The organism is Modicisalibacter sp. (assembly GCF_055145905.1).
Genome location: NZ_JBSREH010000016.1, coordinates 42829 through 64857, shown reverse-complemented (window position 1 = coordinate 64857; position 22029 = coordinate 42829). Strand labels below are relative to the sequence as shown.

Sequence of the window (22029 nt, the reverse complement as noted above, 5' to 3'; positions counted from 1 at the left end):
CACAAAGACAGCCGGACGCGCCGGGCCCGCGCCCCGGCAAAGCGGGATCGGCCACGGCCCGACCCCAAGGCGCGTCATCATAACCATCCCGGACAAGAAAAAGGAGGGGAGCATGTCCACGCCACTCTGGCAGCCTTCTCGAGCGGCCATCGAAGCGACGCAGATGCATGCCCTGATGCAGCGCATCAACCGCGAACACGGCCAGTCACTGGACGACTATGCCGATCTGCACACCTGGAGCGTCGATCACCTCGAGACCTTCTGGCCGATGGTCTGGGAACTCGGTGAGGTCATCGCCGAGCAGCGCGGCAATACCGTTCTGTCGCGCCCGGACGCCATGCCCGGGGCACGCTGGTTTCCCGAGGCACGGCTCAATTTCGCCGAGAATCTGCTGCGCCGCCGCGACGACAAGCCGGCCCTGGTCATGCGCGACGAGCGGGAACGCCGCCGTGTGCTGAGCTACGCCGAACTGTACGAGCAGGTTGCACGACTAGCCCATGCCCTGCGCGCCAGCGGTGTCACTCCCGGGGACCGGGTCGCCGGCTTCGTGCCCAACAGCGAACATGCGATCATCGGCATGCTCGCCGCGGCCAGTCTGGGGGCCGTCTGGTCCTCCTGCTCCCCCGACTTCGGCTTCAACGGCGTGCTCGACCGCTTCGGCCAGATCCAGCCCAAGGTACTGATCGCCACCGACGGCTACACGTGGAACGGCAAGCACATCGATACCCGTGAACGGGTCGGCGAGATCAGCCGGGCGATCGACTCCCTCAATCAAGTGGTGGTTTTCCCGTTCCTGAATGACACGCCGGACACCCGCGGCATCGACAAGGCCGTGACCTGGGAGAACTACCTCGACAACGAAGCATGCACCCTGGAGTTCGAGGCACTGCCCTTCGATCATCCGCTCTACATCCTGTTCTCCTCGGGCACCACCGGAGCGCCCAAGTGCATCGTCCACTCGGCCGGCGGCAGCCTGCTCCAGCACATCAAGGAACACCGGCTGCACACCGACCTGAGTCGTGATGACGTGCTCTTCTACTACACCACCTGCGGCTGGATGATGTGGAACTGGCTGGTGTCGGGACTGGCCTGCGAAGCCACCCTGGTACTCTACGACGGCTCGCCGTTCGCGCCGGACCCGCGCTCGCTGTGGCGCATGGCCGCCGAGGAGCGCGTCAGCGTGTTCGGCACCAGTGCCAAGTACATCGCCGCCTGCGAGAAGCACGACCTGATTCCCGGCCGGGAGCATGACCTCGGCGCTCTGCGGGCGATTCTCTCCACGGGCTCCGCGCTGGCCCACGAATCGTTCGACTATGTCTACCGCGACATCAAGAGCGATCTGCTGCTGGCCTCGATCTCGGGCGGCACCGACATCGTCTCCTGCTTCGCCCTGGGCTGCCCGATCCGGCCGGTCTATCGCGGCCAGCTGCAGTGCCGTGGTCTGGGCATGGCGGTCGACGTGTTCGATGACCAGGGCCATCCCGTGCGCGGCGAGAAGGGCGAGCTGGTCTGCACCCGGCCGTTCCCCTCGATGCCCATCGGCTTCTGGAACGATCCGGACGGCCAGCGCTACCATGAGGCCTATTTCGCGACCTTCCCGGGGATCTGGGCCCACGGCGACTATGCCGAGATCACGCCGGAAGACGGCCTGATCATCCACGGCCGCTCGGATGCGGTGCTCAACCCCGGCGGCGTGCGCATCGGCACGGCGGAGATCTACCGCCAGGTGGAAAAGGTCGACGGCGTGCTGGAGTCGCTGTGCATCGGCCAGGAATGGCAGGACGACATCCGCGTGGTGCTGTTCGTGCGCCTGCGCGACGGCCTGACGCTCGACGACGCCCTGCGCGACACCATCAAGCGCACGATTCGCGCCAACACCACGCCGCGCCATGTGCCCGCGCGGATCATCCAGGTCAGCGACATTCCGCGCACGCTGTCCGGCAAGATCGTCGAGCTGGCGGTGCGCAACGTGGTCCACGGCCGGCCGGTCAAGAACCAGGACGCCCTGGCCAACCCCGAGGCTCTCGAGCTCTACGAGAACCTGCCCGAACTGCAGCACTGATCCTCGCCCGCCCGGTGTCGCGGCGTGAGTCACCGGCGCTGGGCAGGCTTTCCCGGTTCCAGTAGCATGGTCGGCAAGTCATTGACGGAGAATGGCATGTCGACCCTCAAGGGACTCGTCAGCCTCTTGCTGCTCATCACCGGCACGCTCTTCTGGTGCGTGCCGCTCTATGCCCTGGCGCTGGTCAAGCTCGTCACCCCCTCGCGGCGTCTGCGGCGGCGCGTGCTGGGGGGATTGAACCGCATCGCCCTGGCCTGGATCGGCACCAACCTCTGGTGGATGCGTCGCTGGCTGCGCCCGTCCCTGGAGGTCCACCTGCCCGAGGGCCTGTCGCCCGATCAATGGTGGCTGGTCATCGCCAATCATCGCAGCTGGACGGACATCTTCCTGCTGCAGATGGCGCTGCATCGCCGCATCCCCATGCCACGCTTCTTCCTCAAGCGTGAACTGATCTGGGTACCGGTGATCGGCCTGGCCTGGTGGGCGCTCGAGTTCCCCTTCATGCGCCGTTATTCCCGTGACGCCCTCGCCCGCAACCCGGCGCTGGCGCGGCGGGATCGCGAGGCAACACAGCGGCTGTGCGAACAGGCCCGGCAGATGCCCATGGCGATCTACAACTTCGTCGAGGGCACCCGCTTCACGGCCAGGAAACAGCGTGCCCAGCAAAGCCCCTATGCCCATCTGCTGCGCCCCAAGGCCGGCGGCTGTGCCCAGGTGGTCAACCTGCTGGGCAACCGGCTCAGCGGGATTCTCGACGTGACCCTGGCCTACGCCCGGGAGCGTCCGACCTTCTGGGACTTCCTGTGCGGCCGCGAAGGGCCGGTCAGACTGGATGTCCAGCGTCGCTCCCTGCCCGACTGGATGCGCGAGGGAGACTACCATCAGGATCCGGAGTACAAGGAACGCTTCCAACGATGGCTGAATGCACTGTGGCAGGAAAAGGATCGTCGGCTGGAGCCGTCGGCACCACCGGCCTGCGCCACCTCGGCCCCCTGATACTGCTCCTGCTGCTGGCCGGCTGTGCCGGTTCGCCGTACGTCAGCAACGGCTACAGCAGGGTCATGGCCGGCAACTGGGTCACCATCCGCCCCGGCGACACGCTGGGGGCCATCGCCCGTCAGGCCGGCGTGCCGCTGGTACGCCTGGAGCGTTTCAATCCGGGGGTCCAGGCCCGCAACCTGCGCGTCGGCCAGCGCATCCTGGTACCCAGCCATCGCGAGCGCGCCCCCGGCGGCGGGCCCTACCGTTACCAGGTGCGCCCCGGGGATACCTATGTCGGTATCGCCCGCTACTTCGGCACCACCGCCGGCCGCATCGACGCCGCCAACCCCGGTCTTCACCCCAGCGATCTGCGTGTCGGCCAGGTCGTCAAGGTCCCCTTGAAAGGGAGCGCCCCTCGCCGGACGCCGCCTCGGGTCACCCACAAGAAATCGACTCCCGCTCGCTCGCTGCCTGATCCGGGACCAATCAAGCAGCGCCAGGCCTGGCCCTGGCCACTGGATGACTATCGTATCGTCCGCCGCTTCGGCCGCGACAAGCGCGGCACCCTGCAGCCCATGCTGCTGGCGGCGCGTCAGGGGGAAACCGCGCATGCGGTCGCCGACGGCGACGTGCGCTTCGCCAACAGCATGCGCCAGCTGGGCAAGGTAGTGATCGTCCACCACGCCGGCAATCTGCAGAGCGTCTACGCCCTGTGCGGCAAGCTGCGTGTCAAGGAAGGCCAGGCGGTCAAGCAGGGCTCCCCCATCTGCACCGTCAGCCACAACGACGTCACCGGCCGCTACGACCTGCTATTCGACGTGCGCCACGGCGGCAAGCCCATCAACCCTGACAAGGTGCTGCGCTGATTCATGTCTCCAGCAACGCCCGTCTGGCAGACCCTGCTCGCCTCGCCACCACTGTGGCGCCTCGATGAAGCACTGGAAGCGCCCCGCCGCGACAGCCTGCTCGACCAGCTCGATCGCGAGATTCCCTGGGAGACGCCGACGCTGACCCTGTACGGGCGTCGCCACCCGATCCCCCGCGCCCAGTGCTGGATGGGCGACGCCGAAGCCCGCTATCGCTATTCCGGCCGGCGTTTCTCTCCGGCCCCCTGGCACCCGGCCGTGCTGACCCTGCGCGATCACGTGGCGTCTCTGGTTTCCCGGCAGCTGCCCGGCGTCACCTTCAACAGCGTGCTGCTCAACCGCTATCGGGACGGCCGACAGCGCATGGGCTGGCACGCCGACGACGAGCCCGAACTGGGCCCGGACCCGGTGATTGCCGCCGTCAGCCTGGGTGCCGAACGCCCGCTGCGCTTTCGCTGGCGCGATGGAGCGCACGCGCCCTTCAATGTGGCGCTGCCCCACGGCAGCCTGCTGATGATGGGTGCCGGGCTCCAGTCCCGACTTCAGCACGCCCTGCTGCCACGCGCCATTCCCGGTCTTCGCATCAGCCTGACCTTCCGGCATGTGATGCTGAACGAGTCCTGAACACTCGACAGAAAAAGGCCGCTTCCAGGGAAGCGGCCTCGTATCTCACTGTCTTGTCGACAGACAAGATAACGGTATAATCCCGTTACCCCCGATAGTAGCCGGGCGTCACGAAAGGCATCTTGCTGACGGTCATCGGCAGACGCTTGCCACGCACCTCGGCATAGACCACATTGCCGACCTCCGCGGCCTCGATGGCGACATAGCCCATGGCCACGGGCTTGCCCACGCTGGGCCCGAAGCCGCCCGAGGTGACGTGGCCGAAGGAATGACCGGCCTCGTCGAACAGCTCGACGCCTTCGCGCACCGGGGCACGCCCTTCGCCCAGCAGGCCGACCCGCTTGCGGCGATGATCCCGTGCCTGGAGCTGGTGCAGGATGATATCGGCGCCAATGAAGCCGGCCTCGCGCTCCCCGCCCGTGCGGCGTGCCTTGCCGATCGCCCAGATCAGACCGGCCTCGATGGGCGTGGTGGTCTGGTCGATGTCGTGGCCGTACAGGCACAGCCCCGCCTCGAGACGCAGCGAGTCCCGGGCACCGAGACCGATGGGCTCGACCTCGGCTTCCGCCAGTAGCTGCCGCGCCAGGCGGTCGGCGTCCTCGGCGGCCACCGAGATCTCGAACCCATCCTCGCCGGTGTAACCGCTGCGGCTGACCCATACCGACATGCCGTCGATCTCGAAACGGCCATGCTGCATGAAGACCAGTTCGCAGGCGGCCGGGCACAGCCGCGCCATCACCGCCGCGGCCTTCGGCCCCTGCAGGGCCAGCAGGCCGCGGTCGAGCTCCTCGACGCTGTACTCGCCACCCAGTCCGGTACGCAGGTGCGCGATGTCCTGCGCCTTGCAGGCCGCGTTGACCACCAGATAGAGATGGTCGCCCGCGTTGACCACCATCAGGTCGTCGAGAATGCCGCCTTCGGTTCCGGTGAACAGGGCGTAGCGCTGTGCCCCCGCCTCGAGGCCGACGATATCGGCACACACCAGGCTTTCAAGAGCACGGGCCGGTTCCGGCCCACGCACCACGACCTGCCCCATGTGCGAGACATCGAACAAGCCGCACTCGGCACGGGTATGTTCGTGTTCCTTCTTCACCCCGAGCGGGTACTGAACGGGCATGTGATAGCCGGCGAATTCGACCATCTTGCCGCCCAGTTCGAGGTGCAGATCGTGCAAGGGGGTACGATTGAGTTCGGTCATGGGGTTGCTCCACCCTGAGTCATCGGAACGAAAGACATCAGCGATTCAGATCCTCACCCGGCAGCACCGTCTTGCCCTCGAAGTAGTCCTTGGTGAGCTTGAAGACCACCGGAGACAGCAGGGCCAGTGCAATCAGGTTGGGAATCGCCATCATGGCATTGAAGACGCTGGCCATCAGCCAGACGAAGTTGAGCGGCGCCACGGCACCCGCCAGGATGGCGAGGATATAGACGACGCGATACAGCTTGATCGAGCGCACGCCGAAAAGGTACTCGAAGCACTTCTCGCCGTAGAACGCCCAACCGAGAATGGTGGTGAAGGCGAACACCGCCAGGGCGAACGACACCACGTACTGACCCACGCCGGGCAGGGTGCTGTCGAAGGCCATGGAGGTCAGGGCCGCACCGGTTTCGCCGGATGTCCAGTCGTTGGTGGTGAGAATCGCCAGCGCGGTGATCGAGCACACCACGATGGTATCCAGGAAGGTGCCGAGCATCGCCACCAGGCCCTGGCGTACCGGGTTCTTGGTCTGCGCAGCGGCATGCGCGATCGGCGCGCTGCCCAGGCCGGCCTCGTTGGAGAAGACCCCGCGCGCGACACCGAACTGGATGGCCTTGGCCACGGCTGCACCGGCGAAGCCGCCCGCCGCGGATGCCGGCGAGAAGGCATGACCGAAGATCAGGCCGAGCGCCGAGCCGATCTGGTCGGCATTGATGATCAGCACCAGCACGCCGCAGGCGAAATAGGCGATCGCCATGATCGGCACCAGCTTGCCCGCCACCTTGGCGATACGCTTGATACCGCCGAGAATCACCGCGCCGGCCAGCACCATGATCACGATGCCGGTCAGCCAGTGCGGCATGTTGATCGATTCGCCCAGGCCGTCGGCCACCGAGTTGGACTGCACGGTGTTGCCGATGCCGAAGGCGGCCACGGCGCCGAAGAACGCGAACAGACCACCCAGCCAGGCCCACTTCTTGCCCAGGCCGTTGCGGATGTAATACATCGGACCACCGACGTGGTCACCGGCCTCATCGACTTCACGGTAGCGCACCGCCAGCACGGCCTCGGAAAACTTGGTGGCCATCCCGACCAGGGCAGTGATCCACATCCAGAAGACCGCGCCCGGGCCGCCCAGGAAGATCGCCGTGGCCACACCGGCGATGTTGCCCGTGCCGATGGTCGCCGACAGCGAGGTCATCAGGGCGTTGAACGGTGAAACCTCACCCTCGCTTTCCTCGCCCTTGGCCGTGCTGCGTCCCTGCCAGAGCAGCTTGAAGCCGGTACCCAGCTTGCGGATCGGCATTACCTTGAGGCCGGCCTGGAGATAGAGCCCCACGCCAAGCAACAGCACCAGCATCAGGGGCCCCCAGACGACCCCCTCGATTGCGCTCAATAGATTCGTCAACGTTTCCACGTCTTGTCTCCCACTTGCGGATTGTTGTTATGCACCCAGGTGCATGGATTCGTACCACCCGACTCTCGAACCGGACCACCGTCGGATGGCGTCGAACCGCGTACCTTAGCGGAACCCACCATGCCGGCTCCAGTAGACCTTAGGAAAAACTGCCCTCGAATCCGCTTGAACGAAAAAGCCGTGATATCGCGCCCGGGATCAGCATGGCATGCTGCCATGCCCGCGGAGAAACTTGTTTCTTTTACGAAACTCGCGCCACCATACCCAGACGACCGCCTCAACTCAAGCACGAGAGCACGTTCTCTGCGCCACTCAAGTGGCAGGATAGCCCGTAAAATCGCCGAAAGCCCGAGACCCGCTGCCGCCCGTCCCGCGCAGGATCGCGTTAGGGGCGCACGCGGACTGGACGGCGCCCGCGTTTCTGGCCACTCTGTTTCCACGGTCAGGCTGATGCGCGCCTCCTGTCTCACTGCGTTGACGCTCAAGGATGGCAAGACGGTCGTCATTGAGGCAGAATCGCGCTACGATTTCCCCGAGAGAAAACCTTTTTTCGTATAGGAAAAATCATGAGCAACATTCCCGCCAACCTGCGCTACACCAAGAGCCACGAATGGATCCTCGACAACGGTGACGGCACTGTCACCATCGGCATCACCGATCACGCCCAGGAAGCGCTCGGCGACGTGGTCTTCGTGGAACTGCCGGAAGTCGGTCGCGAGCTGGAAGCCGACGAGGAGTTCGGCGTGATCGAGTCGGTCAAGGCCGCCTCCGACCTGTATGCCCCGCTCGCCGGCGAAGTCCTGGCCGTCAACGAGGCCCTCGAGGACGCCCCGGAAACCGTCAACGAGTCCCCCTACGAGGACGGCTGGATCGCCAGGATCAAGCCCAGCGACGCCACCTCGCTCGAGTCGCTGCTGGACGCCGACGCCTACGCGGCCATCGCCGACGCCGAAGACTGAGCAGTACCGGCATGCCGGCGGCACGTGCCGCCGGCGCCACCGACCGATTCCACACGGGCCTGACCGCCCCGTCACTTCCAGGGTGTTCCATGTCTACAGACAATCGTCGCCTGGCCGAACTGGCCGGCCATGATGCGTTCGTCCATCGTCACAACGGCCCCGACGCCACCGACGTCGAAGCCATGCTGGCAACCCTCGGTGCCGACACCATGCAGGCGCTGATCGACAAGACCATTCCGGCCGGCATCCGCCTGGGACGCGAGCTCGACCTGGACCCGCCACGCGGCGAGGCCGAGGCACTCGATTACCTCAAGCGCCTGGCACGCCAGAACAAGGTCTTCAAGACCTACATCGGCCAGGGCTACTACAACACGCACACGCCGGCGGTCATCCTGCGCAATGTGCTCGAGAATCCGGGCTGGTACACCGCCTACACGCCCTATCAGCCCGAGATCGCCCAGGGTCGTCTGGAGGGGCTGCTGAACTTCCAGCAGATGGTCATGGACCTCACCGGCATGGCCCTGGCCAATGCGTCGCTGCTCGACGAGGCCACCGCCGCCGCGGAAGCCATGGCGCTGTGTCACCGCGCCAACAAGAAGGTCAAGAGCGATCGTTTCTTCGTCGCCGACGACGTCTTCCCGCAGACGCTCGACGTGCTGCGCACCCGCGCCGCCTATCTGGATATCGAGCTGGTGGTCGACGCCGCCGAACGTGTCGCCGACCATGACGTGTTCGGCGCCCTGTTCCAGTACCCGGGCAACACCGGTCGCGTTCACGACCTTGGCCGACTGATTGGCCAGGCGACCGAGCGGCGTGCCATGACCTGCGTGGCGGCGGACCTGATGAGCCTGGCCCTGCTCAAGGAGCCGGGTGCCCTGGGTGCCGACATCGTGCTCGGCAACTCCCAGCGTTTCGGGGTGCCGATGGGCTTCGGCGGACCGCACGCCGCCTTCTTCGCCACCACCGACAAGCTCAAGCGCTCGATTCCCGGCCGCATCATCGGTGTCTCCAAGGACAGCCGCGGCAACACGGCGCTGCGCATGGCGATGCAGACCCGCGAACAGCACATCCGCCGCGAGAAGGCGACCTCCAACATCTGCACCGCCCAGGCCCTGCTGGCCAACATCGCCGGCTTCTATGCGGTCTATCACGGCGCTGAGGGCATCCGCACCATCGCCACGCGGATTCACCGCCTGACCTCCATTCTGGCCGAGGGACTGCGTCGCAAGGGCGTCGCCCTGGAGAACACCAGCTGGTTCGACACCCTGACCCTGACCGGCGTCGATGCCGGCAAGATCCACGGCCGTGCCCTGACCCACGAGGTCAACCTGCGCTTCCATGCGGACGGCCGCGTGGGCGTCAGTCTCGACGAGACCACCACCCCGGCCGACGTGGCGGTACTGTTCGATGTCCTGCTGGGCGAAGAGCACGACCTGTCGGTCAGTGCACTGGATGATGCGGTCATCGCCGAAAACCTCGGCGGCATCCCCGAAGGCCAGACCCGCGAGTCGGCCTACCTGACGCACCCCAACTTCACGCGCTATCGCAGCGAAACCGAGATGCTTCGCTACCTCAAGCGCCTGGAGAATCGCGACCTGTCGCTGACCCACGCGATGATTCCGCTGGGCTCATGCACCATGAAGCTCAACGCGACCAGCGAGATGATCCCCATCACCTGGCCGGAGTTCGCGAACATTCACCCGTTCGCGCCGAGCGACCAGGCGGTCGGCTACAAGCAGATGATCGACGAGCTGAGCGCCTTTCTGGTCGAGATCACCGGCTATGACCATATCTCGATGCAGCCCAACTCCGGCGCCCAGGGCGAATATGCCGGCCTGGTGGCCATCCGCCGCTATCAGGCCGCCCAGGGCCAGGGGCATCGCGACATCTGCCTGATTCCCAGCTCGGCCCACGGTACCAATCCCGCCTCGGCGGCCATGGCCCACATGAAGGTCGTGGTGGTGGAGTGCGACGAGCGCGGCAACATCGACATCGACGACCTGCGCACCAAGGCCGAGCAGCACAGCGAGCAGCTGTCGGCGATCATGATCACCTACCCCTCCACCCACGGGGTCTTCGAGGAAACCGTGCGCGAGGTGTGCCGGATCGTTCATGATCACGGCGGCCAGGTGTACATCGACGGCGCCAACATGAACGCCCAGGTGGGCATCACCCGCCCCGGCGACTTCGGCGGCGACGTCTCGCACCTCAACCTGCACAAGACCTTCTGCATCCCCCACGGTGGCGGCGGTCCGGGCATGGGACCGATCGGCGTCAAGGCGCATCTGGCGCCCTTCGTGTCCAACCATGTGGTCACGCCGCTGCCGGGCGTGCGCGAGGACAGCGGTGCGGTCTCGGCGGCGGCCTTCGGCAGCGCCTCGATCCTGCCGATCTCCTGGGCCTACATCAAGATGATGGGCGCACGCGGCCTGCGCGAGGCAACCGAGCTGGCGATTCTCAATGCCAACTACATCGCCCGGCGCCTGGAGGCGCACTACCCGGTGCTGTACCGCGGCGTCAACGGCACCGTGGCCCACGAGTGCATCATCGACATCCGCCCGCTCAAGGCCGACTCCGGCATCAGCGAAGAGGATATCGCCAAGCGCCTGATGGACTACGGCTTTCACGCGCCGACCATGTCCTTCCCGGTGCCGGGCACCCTGATGATCGAGCCCACCGAGTCGGAGTCGCGCTTCGAGATCGACCGCTTCTGCGACGCCATGATCGCGATCCGCGAGGAAATTCGCCGCGTGGAAGCCGGCGAGTGGCCGCTGGACAACAACCCGCTGGTCAATGCACCGCACACCATGGCCGACCTGATGGACGCCGCCTGGGAGCGCCCCTACGATCGCGAAATGGGCGCCTTCCCCTCGGACGCCGTCAAGGCCGCCAAGGTCTGGCCGGCAGTCAACCGGGTGGACAACGTCTTCGGTGATCGCAACCTGATCTGCTCCTGCCCGAGCATCGATGCCTATCGTGACTGACCGGCATCGCGGGTGACGCCGCAGACGACAACGGCCCCGCTCATGGCGGGGCCGTTTCGTTCAGGGACCGACCGGAATCCGGACGGCCGGGCATTGCCCGAACCGCTCGCCACTCAGGTGTCGAAACCCGGCTCCTCGACCAGCCCGTAGAGCGTGTTGCGCCGCTCCTCGCGAAAGTCATCGAGCAGCTGCTGGTAGCGACGCGGCAGCTCGCTGCCCGACTGGGTGACGATATACAGCGACTCGTAGACCTGATTGGGCAGGGTCAGCGCCTTGACCTGGCGCTGCCAGGGCGAGGTCTCGAGCACCAGCCGCGAGACCACCGTGAAGCCCAGCCCGCGCGCCACGGCATCCAGCACCATGGCCACCTCGTTGGTGAATCCCTGACGGGGAAAATGGCTCATGGACCGGAACTCACCGGCAAAATTGGCACGCAGCAACTGTCCGGCGTTGTTCAGGCCGTCCGAGTAATTCATGAAGCCCAGCGCCATCAACTCCTGCAGGGACGTGCCGGCGAAGTCGGCCGGCACCACCAGACACAATGGCTCCTGATGCCAGGGTTCGTAACTCAGGTCCGGATGCTTGACCACATCCGTGACGACGCCCAGGTCGTAACGCCCGGCCAGCACGTCCTGCACGATCTCGTGATTGAAGGCGAAGCTGTAGTTGATCGTCAGGCCGGGATGCATCTGCTGATAGCCCAGCAGAAAGGGATAGAACATCAAGCCGACACTGCCCGGCGAGGCGACCCGGCATTCGCCGGAATGCAGGGATTCATTGTCCAGCGAATGGCGAAAATGCTCGTGTTCGGCGAACAGCCGAACCGCGTAGTCATAGGCTCGGCGGCCGGCTTCGGTGAGGGTGAAACGCCGACCATGACGGTTGAGCAACGGCTTGCCGAGATACTTCTCGAGCTTGCGGATATGCTGGCTGACCCCCGGTTGGGTCATGTCGAGCCGACGCGCCGTATGCGTGAAGCTGCCGGTCTCCACCAGCGTGATGAACGTGCGAAAGTACTGGGCATTGAACATGAAACGGCAGTCCACTCAGAGGGGATTCATGGGCCGGGTGGCGCGGCCTCGACGACGACGCCATCGTCACCTCCGGATTCGACCGGGATGTCGTCGACCGGGATGCCGGGAAAAGCTTACCAAAAATGCGCGCCTCCCGCAGCGCTGCGGGGAGTTCGGCGGCGTGTTAGCATCGAATTCAATGGCCGGCTGGACGAACACGGCCCGCAGGAGCCGCCGCCGCTCGGATGGTGCGGCCCGACGCTTGACGATGGCATGACAAGGACCCTTCAATGCCCGAAACAATCTCCACCACGATATCTCCCGAAGGCAGCCTCGAGGTCCTCTCGCAGCAGGAGGTCAACCGACTGCGCGACACCTCCGCCAACGGCCTGCACGACCTGCTCCGGCGCTGTGCCCTCGCGGTGCTCAATTGCGGCTCGGTCACCGATGACGGGCTGGCGGTCATGGAAGCCTTCCACGACTTCGATATCGAGGTGCTGCAGCAGGACCGCGGTATCCGTCTGCGGCTGATCAACGCCCCGGCCGACGCCTTCGTCGACGGGCGCATGATCCGCGGCATCCGCGAGCATCTCTCCGCAGTGCTGCGCGACATCGTCTACGTCTACAATGAGATTCAGCAGCAGCCGCGCTTCGACCTGTCCACCGGCGAAGGCACCACCAACGCCGTCTTTCATATCCTGCGTAACGCCGGCGCTCTCAAGTCATCGCGGGAACCCAGCCTGGTGGTCTGCTGGGGCGGGCACTCCATCTCGCGCGAAGAGTACGACTATACCAAGGACGTGGGCTACCACCTGGGCCTACGGGACCTAGACATCTGCACCGGCTGCGGCCCGGGGGCCATGAAGGGGCCGATGAAGGGTGCCAACGTGGCGCATGCCAAGCAGCGCCGTCGGCAGGGCCGTTACCTGGGCATCTCCGAGCCCGGCATCATCGCGGCCGAATCGCCCAACCCCATCGTCAACGAACTGGTGGTGATGCCCGACATCGAGAAACGCCTCGAGGCCTTCGTGCGGGTCGGGCACGGCATCATCGTATTCCCCGGCGGCGTGGGCACCGCCGAGGAGATTCTCTACCTGCTGGGCATCCTGCTGCACCCGGCCAACGCTGACACCCCCTTCCCGGTGATCCTGACCGGCCCCTCGAGCGCCGCCGACTATTTCAAGCGCATCGACGAGTTCCTGCGTTACACGCTGGGCGAGGCCGTCGGCCGGCGCTACCGCATCCTGATCGACGATCCGGTCGGCGTGGCCCGCGCCATGCGTGAAGGCATCGACGAAGTCACCGAGTTCCGCCGCGCCCACCACGACGCCTTCTACTTCAACTGGCGCCTGAACGTGCAGCCGGACTTCCAGCAACCCTTCGAGCCCACCCATGAAGCCATGGCCGGCCTGGCACTGCACCGCCAGCAGCCCGTCCACGAACTGGCCGCCAACCTGCGGCGCGCCTTCTCGGGCATCGTCGCCGGCAACGTCAAGGAACCCGGCATCCGGGCCATCGAGGCCCGCGGGCCGTTCCGCCTGCATGCTGAGGAAACACTGATGCAGCGTCTGGACGCCCTGCTGGGATCCTTCGTCGACCAGGGCCGCATGAAGCTGCCGGGTAGTGACTACGTCCCCTGCTACACCCTCACCTGACCGCAACCTGACGCCCCGTGAAAACGACAGCGCCCCGGCCGAACGGCCGGGGCGCTGCACTCACGAGCACACCTCGCGACTCAGGACCGCGCGCGGCGACGCCACCCCACGAGAATGGCGTACCCCAGCAAGCCCAGCGTGGTGCCATGTGACAGCCACAGCCAGCGCTCGATGCCACCCTGGCTCCACTGCAGCAGAGCCACCGCAACCAGCCCCACCGCCAGCGCCACTCCCAGCCGCCTGAACAGGCCCGGCAGGCGCTGACGCGCTGCGGCATCGAGCAGCCGCCACGACAGCAGCGCCACGATGGCCACCACCCCCAGTGCCACGCCCAGCAGCATGGCACGTTCCGACTGCCCCGGTGCCGTCAGATAACGCGGCAGATTGGCCAGCATCGCAACCACAACGCCGACCAGCACACTGACGCGCTCCGGCGTCATCACCCGTTGCTTCACGATTCGCTCCTCAAGCCTGACGCAGCGCCTGTTCGTCGATCCACCGCTCGGCCCAGGGCAGCGCCTCGTCATCGGCCATGAAGGTTTCCATGGCGTCAACCTCCAGGCGCTCGCCGAGACGGCGGGCGCCGTGGTCCTCGAGCAGAGCATCGAGCTGGCGGCCGCCGCCGCAGTAGGTGTCGCCGTAGGAACTGTCACCCAGCGCAATCAGGCCGTAGCGCAGCTCGGTCAGCACCGGGTGACGCTCCTGCAGCGCCCGGGCGAACGGCGTCAGGTTGCCGGGCAGATCGCCGCTACCGGTGGTGGATACACAGAACAGCGCCAGATCCGGCAGCGGGTCCACCAGGTCCTCCAGCGTCGGCTGCTCCAGCACGGTAACGCTGTAACCGGCGTCCTCGAAAAGGGGCTTGACCTGTTCGGCAACATCCAGGGCACCGCCGTACACGGTACCGACAAAGATCTTCAGCGTAGGCATGTCCGCGACTTGCTTGAGAAATTTGCTCGGATACTACCATGAAACCGGCATCGACGGCAGGGCGAACACCGCCGCCTGCGTGCCCCGGCATCGGGTTATACTGGCCTTTTGGCCACGGGAGAACAGGGCATGACACGTGTTTTCGAAGCCTGGGTCACCCCGGTAATGATCGGCGGCCTGATGCTGTTCATGGGCTTCATCATCTGGGACCTGGCTCGCCGTTCGCAGGCCGGCCGACTGGGGACCGTGATGCTGTTCGTGGTTCTGGGAGCCGGGATGGGCGCCTTTCTTGTCAAGACGGTGATAGCCGGATTGATCGAGGGCGCCGGCCCATAGCAAGCACCGCCGCCCTCCTGACGCCCGAGGAGCAGCTCAATCCGCGGGGTGCGCCTGATCAGCCTGACCGACGTCACGGGCGATCATCGCTTCGTGAACATCCTGCAGGCTCGCCGGATCGTCGATGGTCGAGGGCACGCCGTAGCGCTCGCCGTCGGCGATGTTGCGCAGCAGCTTGCGCAGGATCTTGCCGGAGCGGGTCTTGGGCAGCCGCGACACCACCAGCACCTGACGCAGACTGGCGATGGCCCCGATGCGCTCGCGCACCCGCTCGCCCAGGGCCGCTTCCAGCGCCTCGTCATCGCCATCGTAACCATCCTTGGGAATTACCAGTGCAATCGGCACCTGGCCCTTTATCGGGTCCTGGATGCCGATGACCGCGCATTCGGCCACTGCCGGATGCTCACCGACGACTTCCTCCATCTCGCCGGTGGACAGGCGATGGCCGGCGACATTGATGACGTCGTCGGTGCGCCCCATGATGAACAGATAGCCCTCTTCATCGAAGTAGCCGCCGTCCCCGGTCAGATAGCAGCCGGGGAAGGTGGACAGGTAGGCGCGCTGGAAGCGTTGCGGGTCCCGCCAGATACCCGCCAGGCAGCCGGGCGGCATCGGTTCGCGAATGACCACGCTGCCCTGCTCGCCGGGAGCCGCGGGCTCGCCGTGGGGGTCCAGCACCGCTACGGCATAGCCCGGCACCGGCATGGTGGCCGACCCCGCCTTGGTCGGCATGGGTTCGAGCCCCTGCAGGTTGGCGGCGATCGGCCAGCCGGTTTCGGTCTGCCACCAGTGGTCGATCACCGGCACATCGAGCAGCCCTTCCAGCCAGTAGAAGGTCGGCGGGTCGAGTCGCTCGCCGGCCAGAAACAGCGTCCGCAGGCTGCTGATGTCGTACTGTGGCAGGTGTCGTCCATCCGGGTCTTCCTTCTTGATCGCCCGGAAGGCCGTCGGCGCCGTGAAGAAGACGTTGACCCTGTAGGTTTCGATCAGCCGCCAGAAGGCGCCCGCGTCGGGGGTGCGCACCGGCTTGCCCTCGTAGACCAGCGTCGTGCAGCCGTAGATCAGCGGCGCATAGACGATGTAGGAATGCCCCACGACCCAGCCCACGTCAGAGGCGGAGAAGAACACCTCGCCGGGGGTCATGCCGTAGACACGTTTCATCGAGTAGTGCAGCGCCACGGCATGGCCGCCGTGATCGCGCACCACCCCCTTCGGCTTGCCCGTGGTCCCGGAGGTATACAGGATATAGAGTGGATCGGTCGCCGCCACGGGCACGCAGGGGGCCGGCTGCGCCTGCCCCACCACCTCCGCCCAGTCGTGATCGATCGCCCCCATCTCGGCCTTCAGCGACGGCCGCTGGAGAATCACGCAGGCATCCGGCCGGTGCGTGCTCTGCGCCAGGGCGGCATCGAGGATCGGCTTGTAGGGCACCACCCGTTCGAACTCGATACCGCAGGACGCGGCGATGACCACGCGCGGCTGTGCATCGTCAATGCGCACCGCCAGCTCATGGGGCGCGAAACCGCCGAAGACCACGGAGTGCACCGCCCCCAGCCGGGCACAAGCGTACATGGCGATCAGCGCCTCGGGCACCATGGGCATGTAGATCACCACCCGATCCCCCTTCTCGACCCCCAGATCACGCAGCGCCCCGGCACAGCGCGCAACCTCATCGCGCAGCTCACGGTAGCTCAGCGTCCGCCGCGACCGGCTGACCGGCGAATCCCAGTGGATCGCCGGCTGCTCGCCCCGCCCGCTCTCGACATGGTGGTCGATGGCCACATGACAGGTGTTGAGCACGCCGTCCCCATACCAGCGCGCATGCCCGTGCTCGTCGTATTCGAGAATGCGCTCGGGTGGCGTGAACCAGGGAATTCGCTGCGCCTGCTCCGCCCAGAAGGCTTCCGGTTGCTCGATCGATCGCTGGTATTCGGCCTGATACGCGCTCATGGAGTTCCTGCCGTGTCGAGAGAATTGTTGTCGGCCCGGCAGGCCACAAAGCCCGCCGATTGTTGACACTCTAGAACAGCCTCCAGCGTTTACCTTCATACCATCGGCTAAAAACCGCCTCGCTTACGGAAAGACAGGCCCTGGCACCGGTTTCGATGAAAACATTGTCGACACCCAGGCGGTCTGTTAATGCCGCCGAAACACTTTCCGATGATTTTTCGTTAAATCAATGACTGTCGGACATTTGCAGCGTGAATGACAATTCACTAAATCAGTAATGAAGGCAGACGCGCCACTGCCGGGCACAAGCGCACCGATGGTCCATCCCGCCGTCGAGCCTGCCATGGAACAATAATGCATCGCCCGGCAGACGCCGCCGACGACAACAACCATAAAACGCGGCCCGAACCACGCATCGAACGCGTGGCCCGTTATCCCAGGAGATCCCCAATGAGCACTCGTCAGTCAGCCGCCCGGCTGCTCGATCCCGACAGTCCGGCGATCGCCAACGCCACCAACCTGCTCAAGGCCATGGCCAACGAGAACCGGCTGCGCATCCTGTGCCTGCTCGACGACACGGAGCTGTCGGTCTCGGAACTCAACAAGCGCCTGTCCCTGAGCCAGTCTGCCCTGTCGCAGCACCTGGCCATCCTGCGTCGGGAAGGTCTGGTCAACACGCGACGCGCCTCCCAGACCATCTATTATTCGCTGCACGGCAATCACGCGCGAGCCCTGGTGGAAACCCTCGCCGGCCTGTTCACCGGCCGCTGACTCCACGCCGTCAGCGACGCTGCCAGCGGCTCGCCTCGAGCACTTCATAGAGCCGCTGGACCCCACGCTCGACGCCCTGCGACACGCCCATGCCCAGTCGCTCGGCCAGGCCGCGACGCTGCTCGAGAGCGATATGGAAGACCCGGGTCTCGCGCATGCGCTCGAGCAGATAGGCCTCGCTGGTGGTCACGGCATCGATCAGTCCGTTCTCCAGAGCCTGACGGCCGTACCAGATCTCGCCGGTGGCGATAGCCTCGATATCCAGGGCCGGACGCCGCTCGGCCACGAACGCCTTGAACAGCGCGTGGGTGTTTTCCAGATCTTCGACGAACTTCTCGCGCCCCTCCTCGGTATTCTCGCCGAACACCGTCAGGGTGCGCTTGTAACGGCCGGCCGTGAGCAGCTCGACATCGATATCGTGACGCTTGAGCAGGCGATGCAGGTTGGGCAGCTGGGCCACCACCCCGATCGACCCCAGTACGGCGAACGGAGCCGCCTGCAACCGGTCGGCGCAGCACGCCATCATGTAGCCGCCGCTCGCCGCCACCTTGTCGACACACACCGTGGTCCGCAACCCGGCGTCACGCAGGCGGTCCAGTTCGGCGGCGGCCAGTCCGTAGGCATGCACGAGACCACCGCCGGATTCCAGACGCACGACCACTTCATCGCCCTGCTCCGCGCTCTCGAGGAGCAACGACACTTCCTCGGCCAGCCGCCGGGTACCCGACGCCTTGATGTCGCCATGAAAATCGATGACCCAGACACGTCCGGCCGCGGCCGAATCCGCCGCCTCGGGACGCCGCTTGTCCTCGCGCTTGAACGCCTTGAGCGCCGCTCGCCGCGCTTTCTTGTCGAGGGCGGCCAGACGCAGCTTGCGCTGCCGTGAGCGGTAGCGCGCGTTCCATTCCTCGACCCGCAGCCGGGAGCGCTCCGAGTCACCGCCACGCCAACGGGACGCCACCGCCAGTACGGCCAGTACCGCAACCGCCAGCGTCGCTATCTTGGCCAGGAACAACCCATAGTGTGCAATCCACTCGTTCACGCTCGTCACCTCCTCGGGCAGCAGCGCCGTCGCGACATGTCTTCCGCAACGCCACGCTTGATTCAAACACTTGTTTTAAATACGCTACAGGGACGTCATTGCCCAGATCAGGAAGTCTTCATGAGCAACGCCTCCCGCGTCATCGACATGCTACGGTCCCGTTTCGACTCTCAGGCCGCCCAGGGCATGGACGAAACCTTTCAGTTCCACATCAGCGATGCCGACGATTATTATCTGACGGTTCAGGATGGCACGCTGGATATCCAGTCCGGTGAACACGACGATCCCTCCGTCACACTGAGCACTGACAGCGCAACGCTCAAGGATGTCATGAGCGGCGAGCTCAGCGGCATGCAGGCCTTCATGTCCGGTCGCCTCAAGGCTTCCGGCAACATCATGCTGGCCACCCGCCTTTCCCAGCTGTTTCCCTGAGCCCATTTCCGCTTTCGCTACGACAAGGGCCCCACCGTCAAGGTGGGGCCCTTTGCGTCTCGTCCGTCAGTTCGGCATGTGCTCAGTCATGGGGCCCGTCGTAGCTCTCGACTCGCGCCTTGAGCTTCTGCCCCGGGCGGAACGTGACCACACGGCGCGCCGAAATGGGAATCTCCTCGCCCGTCTTGGGATTGCGACCGGGACGCTCGCGCTTGTCGCGCAGATCAAAGTTGCCGAACCCCGACAGCTTGACCTGTTCGTTCTCGCGCAGACAGCCACGAATCTCCTCGAAGAACGCTTCCACCATCGACTTGGCTTCACGCTTGGACACGCCCAGCTCGGCATGCAGATGTTCGGCCAGTTCCGCCTTGGTCAACGCCCCCATGATCACTCCCTCGTGCAGGATGACGACATCAGCCGCGCAGCTCGGCACCGAAGCGATGCTTCGACTCGGCAACGATCGCCTCGACTAACTGATTGATTTCCTCATCATTCAGCGTGCGCGAAGGATGCTGCCAGGTCAAGCCCAGGGCCAGGCTCTTGTAGCCGTCGGCCACGCCCTTGCCCTGATAGACGTCGAACAGATGCAGGTCGGTCAGCCATTCGCCGGCCTGCTCGCGCAGCGTATCGAGCAACGCCTGGACCGGCACCGTCGCTTCCACCACCAGCGCCAGGTCGCGGCGCACCTCGGGGAAACGCGACAGCGGCGTGAAACGCGGCAGCCGGCCCTTGAGCAGCGCTGTCTGCTCGACCTCGAACACGAAGGTTTCGGTCTTGATGCCCAGTTCACGGCGGACGCCGGGGTGCAGCGCACCGATCCAGCCGACCGGATGGCCGTCATGCAGGATGCGCGCCGTCTGGCCCGGATGCAGCGCCGGATGCAGCGCCGGCTCGAAGCGCCAGTCGTGCTCGCTGCCGCTCAAGGCGAAAAGGCTTTCCAGATCCCCCTTGAGATCGAAGAAGTCCACCGCATCACGGCCCCCCGCCCAGCCTTCGGGACTGCGCGGACCGGCGACCAGCGCGCCCAGCATGGGCACCTGCTCGAGCGCATCGAGCTCGCCGCGGAAGACCAGCCCCGCCTCGAACAGCCGCACCCGGCTCTGCTGGCGGTTGAGATTGTGCATCAGCACCTTGACCAGTCCCGGGAACAGACTGGCCCGCATCACCGACATGTCGCTGGAGATGGGGTTGGCCAGACGCGGTGCCGTGACGTCGGGCGCCAGCAGAGCCTGCAGATCAGGGGCCACGAAGCTGTAGGTGATGGCTTCCTGAAAGTCGCGGGCCACCAGCTGACGCCGCAGCCGTGCCAGCGGCTGTCGTGCTTCATTGTCAGCGCTCAGCCCCAGGCGAACCGGCGGCCGTCGAGCCGGCAGACGATTGTAGCCATGAATGCGCGCCAGCTCCTCGATCAGGTCCTCCTCGATGGCCACATCAAAGCGCCAGCTGGGCACGCTGACCTGCCAGACACCCGGTGTTTCGACCACCGCCGGCATCCCCAGCCGGTCGAGGATCTCGACGACCTCCTCACCGGGCAGAGCCAGATTCAGGCACTGCTCGATTCGCTCGGCACGCAGCCGGACCCGGCGCTCGGTGGGCAGGTGATCGGGACTTGCCGTCTCGCTGACCGGCCCGGGCCGACCGCCGGCGATGCGGGTCAGCAGCTCGGTGGCGCGTTCGATCGCCTGCCAGGTCAGCGCCGGATCGACACCGCGTTCGAAGCGATGCGAGGAGTCGGTGTGCAGACCGTAGGAGCGCGCCTTGCCGGCTACCGCCAGGGGCGTGAAGAAGGCCGACTCGAGGAAGACGTCGCGGGTCGAATCGCTCACGCCGGAATGCTCACCGCCCATGATGCCGGCCATGGCCAGCGGCTTGTCGGCATCGGCGATCACCAGGGTGTCGGGGCGCAGCGCAATCTCCTGGCCGTCGAGCAGTACCAGGGTCTCTCCCTCGCGGGCGTAACGTACCTCGATCGTCCGTGACAGCTCGGCCAGATCGAAGGCGTGCATCGGCTGTCCCAGTTCGAGCATCACATAGTTGGTGATGTCGACGATGACACTGATCGAGCGCACCCCGCTGCGACGCAGTCGCTCGACCATCCACAGCGGCGTTTCCGCACCGACGGCGACGCCGCGCACCACCCGGCCGACATAGCGCGGACAGGCCTCGGGGGCGCTGACCGCCACCGGGAAGGTGTCCTCGCAGACGGCCGGCTGCTCGACGATCGCCGGCGAGTCGACGGCCATGCGATTGAGCACGCCGACCTCCCGCGCCACCCCCTTGAGACTCAGGCAGTCGCCCCGATTGGGCGTCAGGTCGATCTCGATGGTGTGGTCGTCGAGCGACAGCCACGCCCGAAAGTCCTCGCCGGTCGGCGCGGAAGTCGGCAGCTCGAGGATCCCCGGGGAGGTTTCCTCCTCCAGCCCCAGCTCGGAGGCCGAGCAGATCATCCCGCGCGACTCAACGCCCCGCAGCTTGGCCTTCTTGATCTTGAAGTCGCCCGGCAGCACCGCCCCCACACGGGCGAACGGCACCTTCTGGCCGGCGGCGACGTTGGGGGCACCGCAGACCACCTGCACCGGCTCGCCGGAACCATCATCGACACGGCAGACGTTCAGCTTGTCGGCATCGGGGTGCGGCTCGCGGCTGATCACTTCGGCAACCACAACTCCGTTGAAATCGCTCGCCACGCGCTCGACGGCATCCACCTCGAGGCCCGCCATGGTGATCTGGTCGGCCAGCGCCTGGGTCGACAGGGCCGGCGAAACCCACTCACGCAGCCATTGTTCGGAAAATTTCATCTTGAGATCCC

At 65.8% G+C, this 22029-nt stretch carries 19 protein-coding genes; 10 read left to right on the top strand and 9 right to left on the bottom strand.

The features are described 5' to 3' along the window. Nucleotides 1-112 precede the first annotated feature (112 nt). The 4 genes from ACTCB7_RS05835 to ACTCB7_RS05820 all read left to right on the top strand — a co-directional run bounded on the left by ACTCB7_RS05835 (nt 113) and on the right by ACTCB7_RS05820 (nt 4533). Complete coding sequence (locus ACTCB7_RS05835; protein ID WP_463005905.1) at nt 113-2062, top strand: acetoacetate--CoA ligase; 1950 nt, start codon at nt 113-115, stop codon at nt 2060-2062. Nucleotides 2063-2158: 96 nt separating this feature from the next. Continuing rightward, nucleotides 2159-3058: an acyltransferase gene (locus tag ACTCB7_RS05830; RefSeq protein WP_224414983.1), complete on the top strand. Its 900-nt coding sequence runs from the start codon at nt 2159-2161 to the stop codon at nt 3056-3058. Beyond that, nucleotides 2977-3909, top strand: a complete 933-nt coding sequence (locus ACTCB7_RS05825) for a LysM peptidoglycan-binding domain-containing protein (protein ID WP_224414984.1) — start codon at nt 2977-2979, stop codon at nt 3907-3909. The genes ACTCB7_RS05830 and ACTCB7_RS05825 overlap by 82 nt, the downstream gene beginning before the upstream one ends. Before the next feature lie 3 nt (nt 3910-3912). Continuing rightward, nucleotides 3913-4533 carry an alpha-ketoglutarate-dependent dioxygenase AlkB family protein gene (locus tag ACTCB7_RS05820; protein ID WP_224414985.1) on the top strand — a complete coding sequence of 207 codons (621 nt, stop codon included), beginning with the start codon at nt 3913-3915 and terminating at the stop codon, nt 4531-4533. 85 nt (nt 4534-4618) lie between these two features. On the opposite strand, the gene gcvT is transcribed toward ACTCB7_RS05820, so the two are convergent. Together gcvT and ACTCB7_RS05810 are read right to left on the bottom strand one after the other, a co-directional pair. Beyond that, a complete protein-coding gene (gene gcvT / locus ACTCB7_RS05815) occupies nt 4619-5731 on the bottom strand; it encodes a glycine cleavage system aminomethyltransferase GcvT (protein ID WP_224414986.1) in 1113 nt (370 codons plus the stop codon). A 37-nt stretch (nt 5732-5768) separates the two neighbouring features. After that, nucleotides 5769-7148, bottom strand: coding sequence for an alanine/glycine:cation symporter family protein (locus ACTCB7_RS05810; RefSeq protein ID WP_224414987.1), 1380 nt, complete (start codon nt 7146-7148; stop codon nt 5769-5771). A gap of 566 nt (nt 7149-7714) precedes the next feature. Here ACTCB7_RS05810 and gcvH point away from each other — a divergent pair. After that, a complete protein-coding gene (gcvH, locus tag ACTCB7_RS05805; protein WP_224414988.1) occupies nt 7715-8107 on the top strand; it encodes a glycine cleavage system protein GcvH in 393 nt (130 codons plus the stop codon). 89 nt (nt 8108-8196) lie between these two features. After that, nucleotides 8197-11091 carry an aminomethyl-transferring glycine dehydrogenase gene (gene gcvP / locus ACTCB7_RS05800; protein ID WP_463005904.1) on the top strand — a complete coding sequence of 965 codons (2895 nt, stop codon included), beginning with the start codon at nt 8197-8199 and terminating at the stop codon, nt 11089-11091. A 113-nt stretch (nt 11092-11204) separates the two neighbouring features. Here gcvP and ACTCB7_RS05795 read toward each other — a convergent pair whose 3' ends face one another. After that, nucleotides 11205-12122: a LysR family transcriptional regulator gene (locus ACTCB7_RS05795; protein ID WP_224414990.1), complete on the bottom strand. Its 918-nt coding sequence runs from the start codon at nt 12120-12122 to the stop codon at nt 11205-11207. Nucleotides 12123-12394: 272 nt separating this feature from the next. Here ACTCB7_RS05795 and ppnN point away from each other — a divergent pair, with 272 nt between their 5' ends. After that, entirely contained in the window at nt 12395-13759 is a 1365-nt protein-coding gene (gene ppnN / locus ACTCB7_RS05790; RefSeq protein WP_463005903.1) for a nucleotide 5'-monophosphate nucleosidase PpnN, read from the top strand. 80 nt (nt 13760-13839) lie between these two features. Here ppnN and ACTCB7_RS05785 read toward each other — a convergent pair whose 3' ends face one another. Both ACTCB7_RS05785 and ACTCB7_RS05780 read right to left on the bottom strand, forming a co-directional pair. Then, nucleotides 13840-14214 (bottom strand): hypothetical protein, encoded by a 375-nt coding sequence (locus ACTCB7_RS05785; protein ID WP_463005902.1) that lies wholly within the window; start codon nt 14212-14214, stop codon nt 13840-13842. Nucleotides 14215-14224: 10 nt separating this feature from the next. Next, nucleotides 14225-14689: a flavodoxin gene (locus ACTCB7_RS05780; RefSeq protein WP_463005901.1), complete on the bottom strand. Its 465-nt coding sequence runs from the start codon at nt 14687-14689 to the stop codon at nt 14225-14227. 129 nt (nt 14690-14818) lie between these two features. Here ACTCB7_RS05780 and ACTCB7_RS05775 point away from each other — a divergent pair, with 129 nt between their 5' ends. Then, on the top strand, nt 14819-15025 hold the full coding sequence (locus ACTCB7_RS05775; protein ID WP_463005900.1) for a DUF2788 domain-containing protein: 207 nt from the start codon (nt 14819-14821) through the stop codon (nt 15023-15025). 36 nt (nt 15026-15061) lie between these two features. Here ACTCB7_RS05775 and ACTCB7_RS05770 read toward each other — a convergent pair whose 3' ends face one another. Further along, nucleotides 15062-17074, bottom strand: coding sequence for a propionyl-CoA synthetase (locus tag ACTCB7_RS05770; protein WP_463005899.1), 2013 nt, complete (start codon nt 17072-17074; stop codon nt 15062-15064). A gap of 351 nt (nt 17075-17425) precedes the next feature. Here ACTCB7_RS05770 and ACTCB7_RS05765 point away from each other — a divergent pair, with 351 nt between their 5' ends. Beyond that, entirely contained in the window at nt 17426-17746 is a 321-nt protein-coding gene (locus ACTCB7_RS05765) for an ArsR/SmtB family transcription factor (protein WP_463005898.1), read from the top strand. Between the two features lie 10 nt (nt 17747-17756). Here the strand turns inward: ACTCB7_RS05765 and sohB are convergent, their stop codons facing one another. After that, complete coding sequence (gene sohB, locus ACTCB7_RS05760; RefSeq protein WP_463005897.1) at nt 17757-18788, bottom strand: protease SohB; 1032 nt, start codon at nt 18786-18788, stop codon at nt 17757-17759. A 120-nt stretch (nt 18789-18908) separates the two neighbouring features. Here sohB and ACTCB7_RS05755 point away from each other — a divergent pair, with 120 nt between their 5' ends. Then, nucleotides 18909-19220, top strand: a complete 312-nt coding sequence (locus tag ACTCB7_RS05755) for an SCP2 sterol-binding domain-containing protein (protein ID WP_463005896.1) — start codon at nt 18909-18911, stop codon at nt 19218-19220. An 82-nt stretch (nt 19221-19302) separates the two neighbouring features. On the opposite strand, the gene ihfA is transcribed toward ACTCB7_RS05755, so the two are convergent. Further along, nucleotides 19303-19605, bottom strand: a complete 303-nt coding sequence (ihfA, locus tag ACTCB7_RS05750; RefSeq protein WP_163648758.1) for an integration host factor subunit alpha — start codon at nt 19603-19605, stop codon at nt 19303-19305. Nucleotides 19606-19633: 28 nt separating this feature from the next. After that, a complete protein-coding gene (pheT, locus tag ACTCB7_RS05745) occupies nt 19634-22018 on the bottom strand; it encodes a phenylalanine--tRNA ligase subunit beta (protein ID WP_463005895.1) in 2385 nt (794 codons plus the stop codon). Nucleotides 22019-22029: the final 11 nt, after the last annotated feature.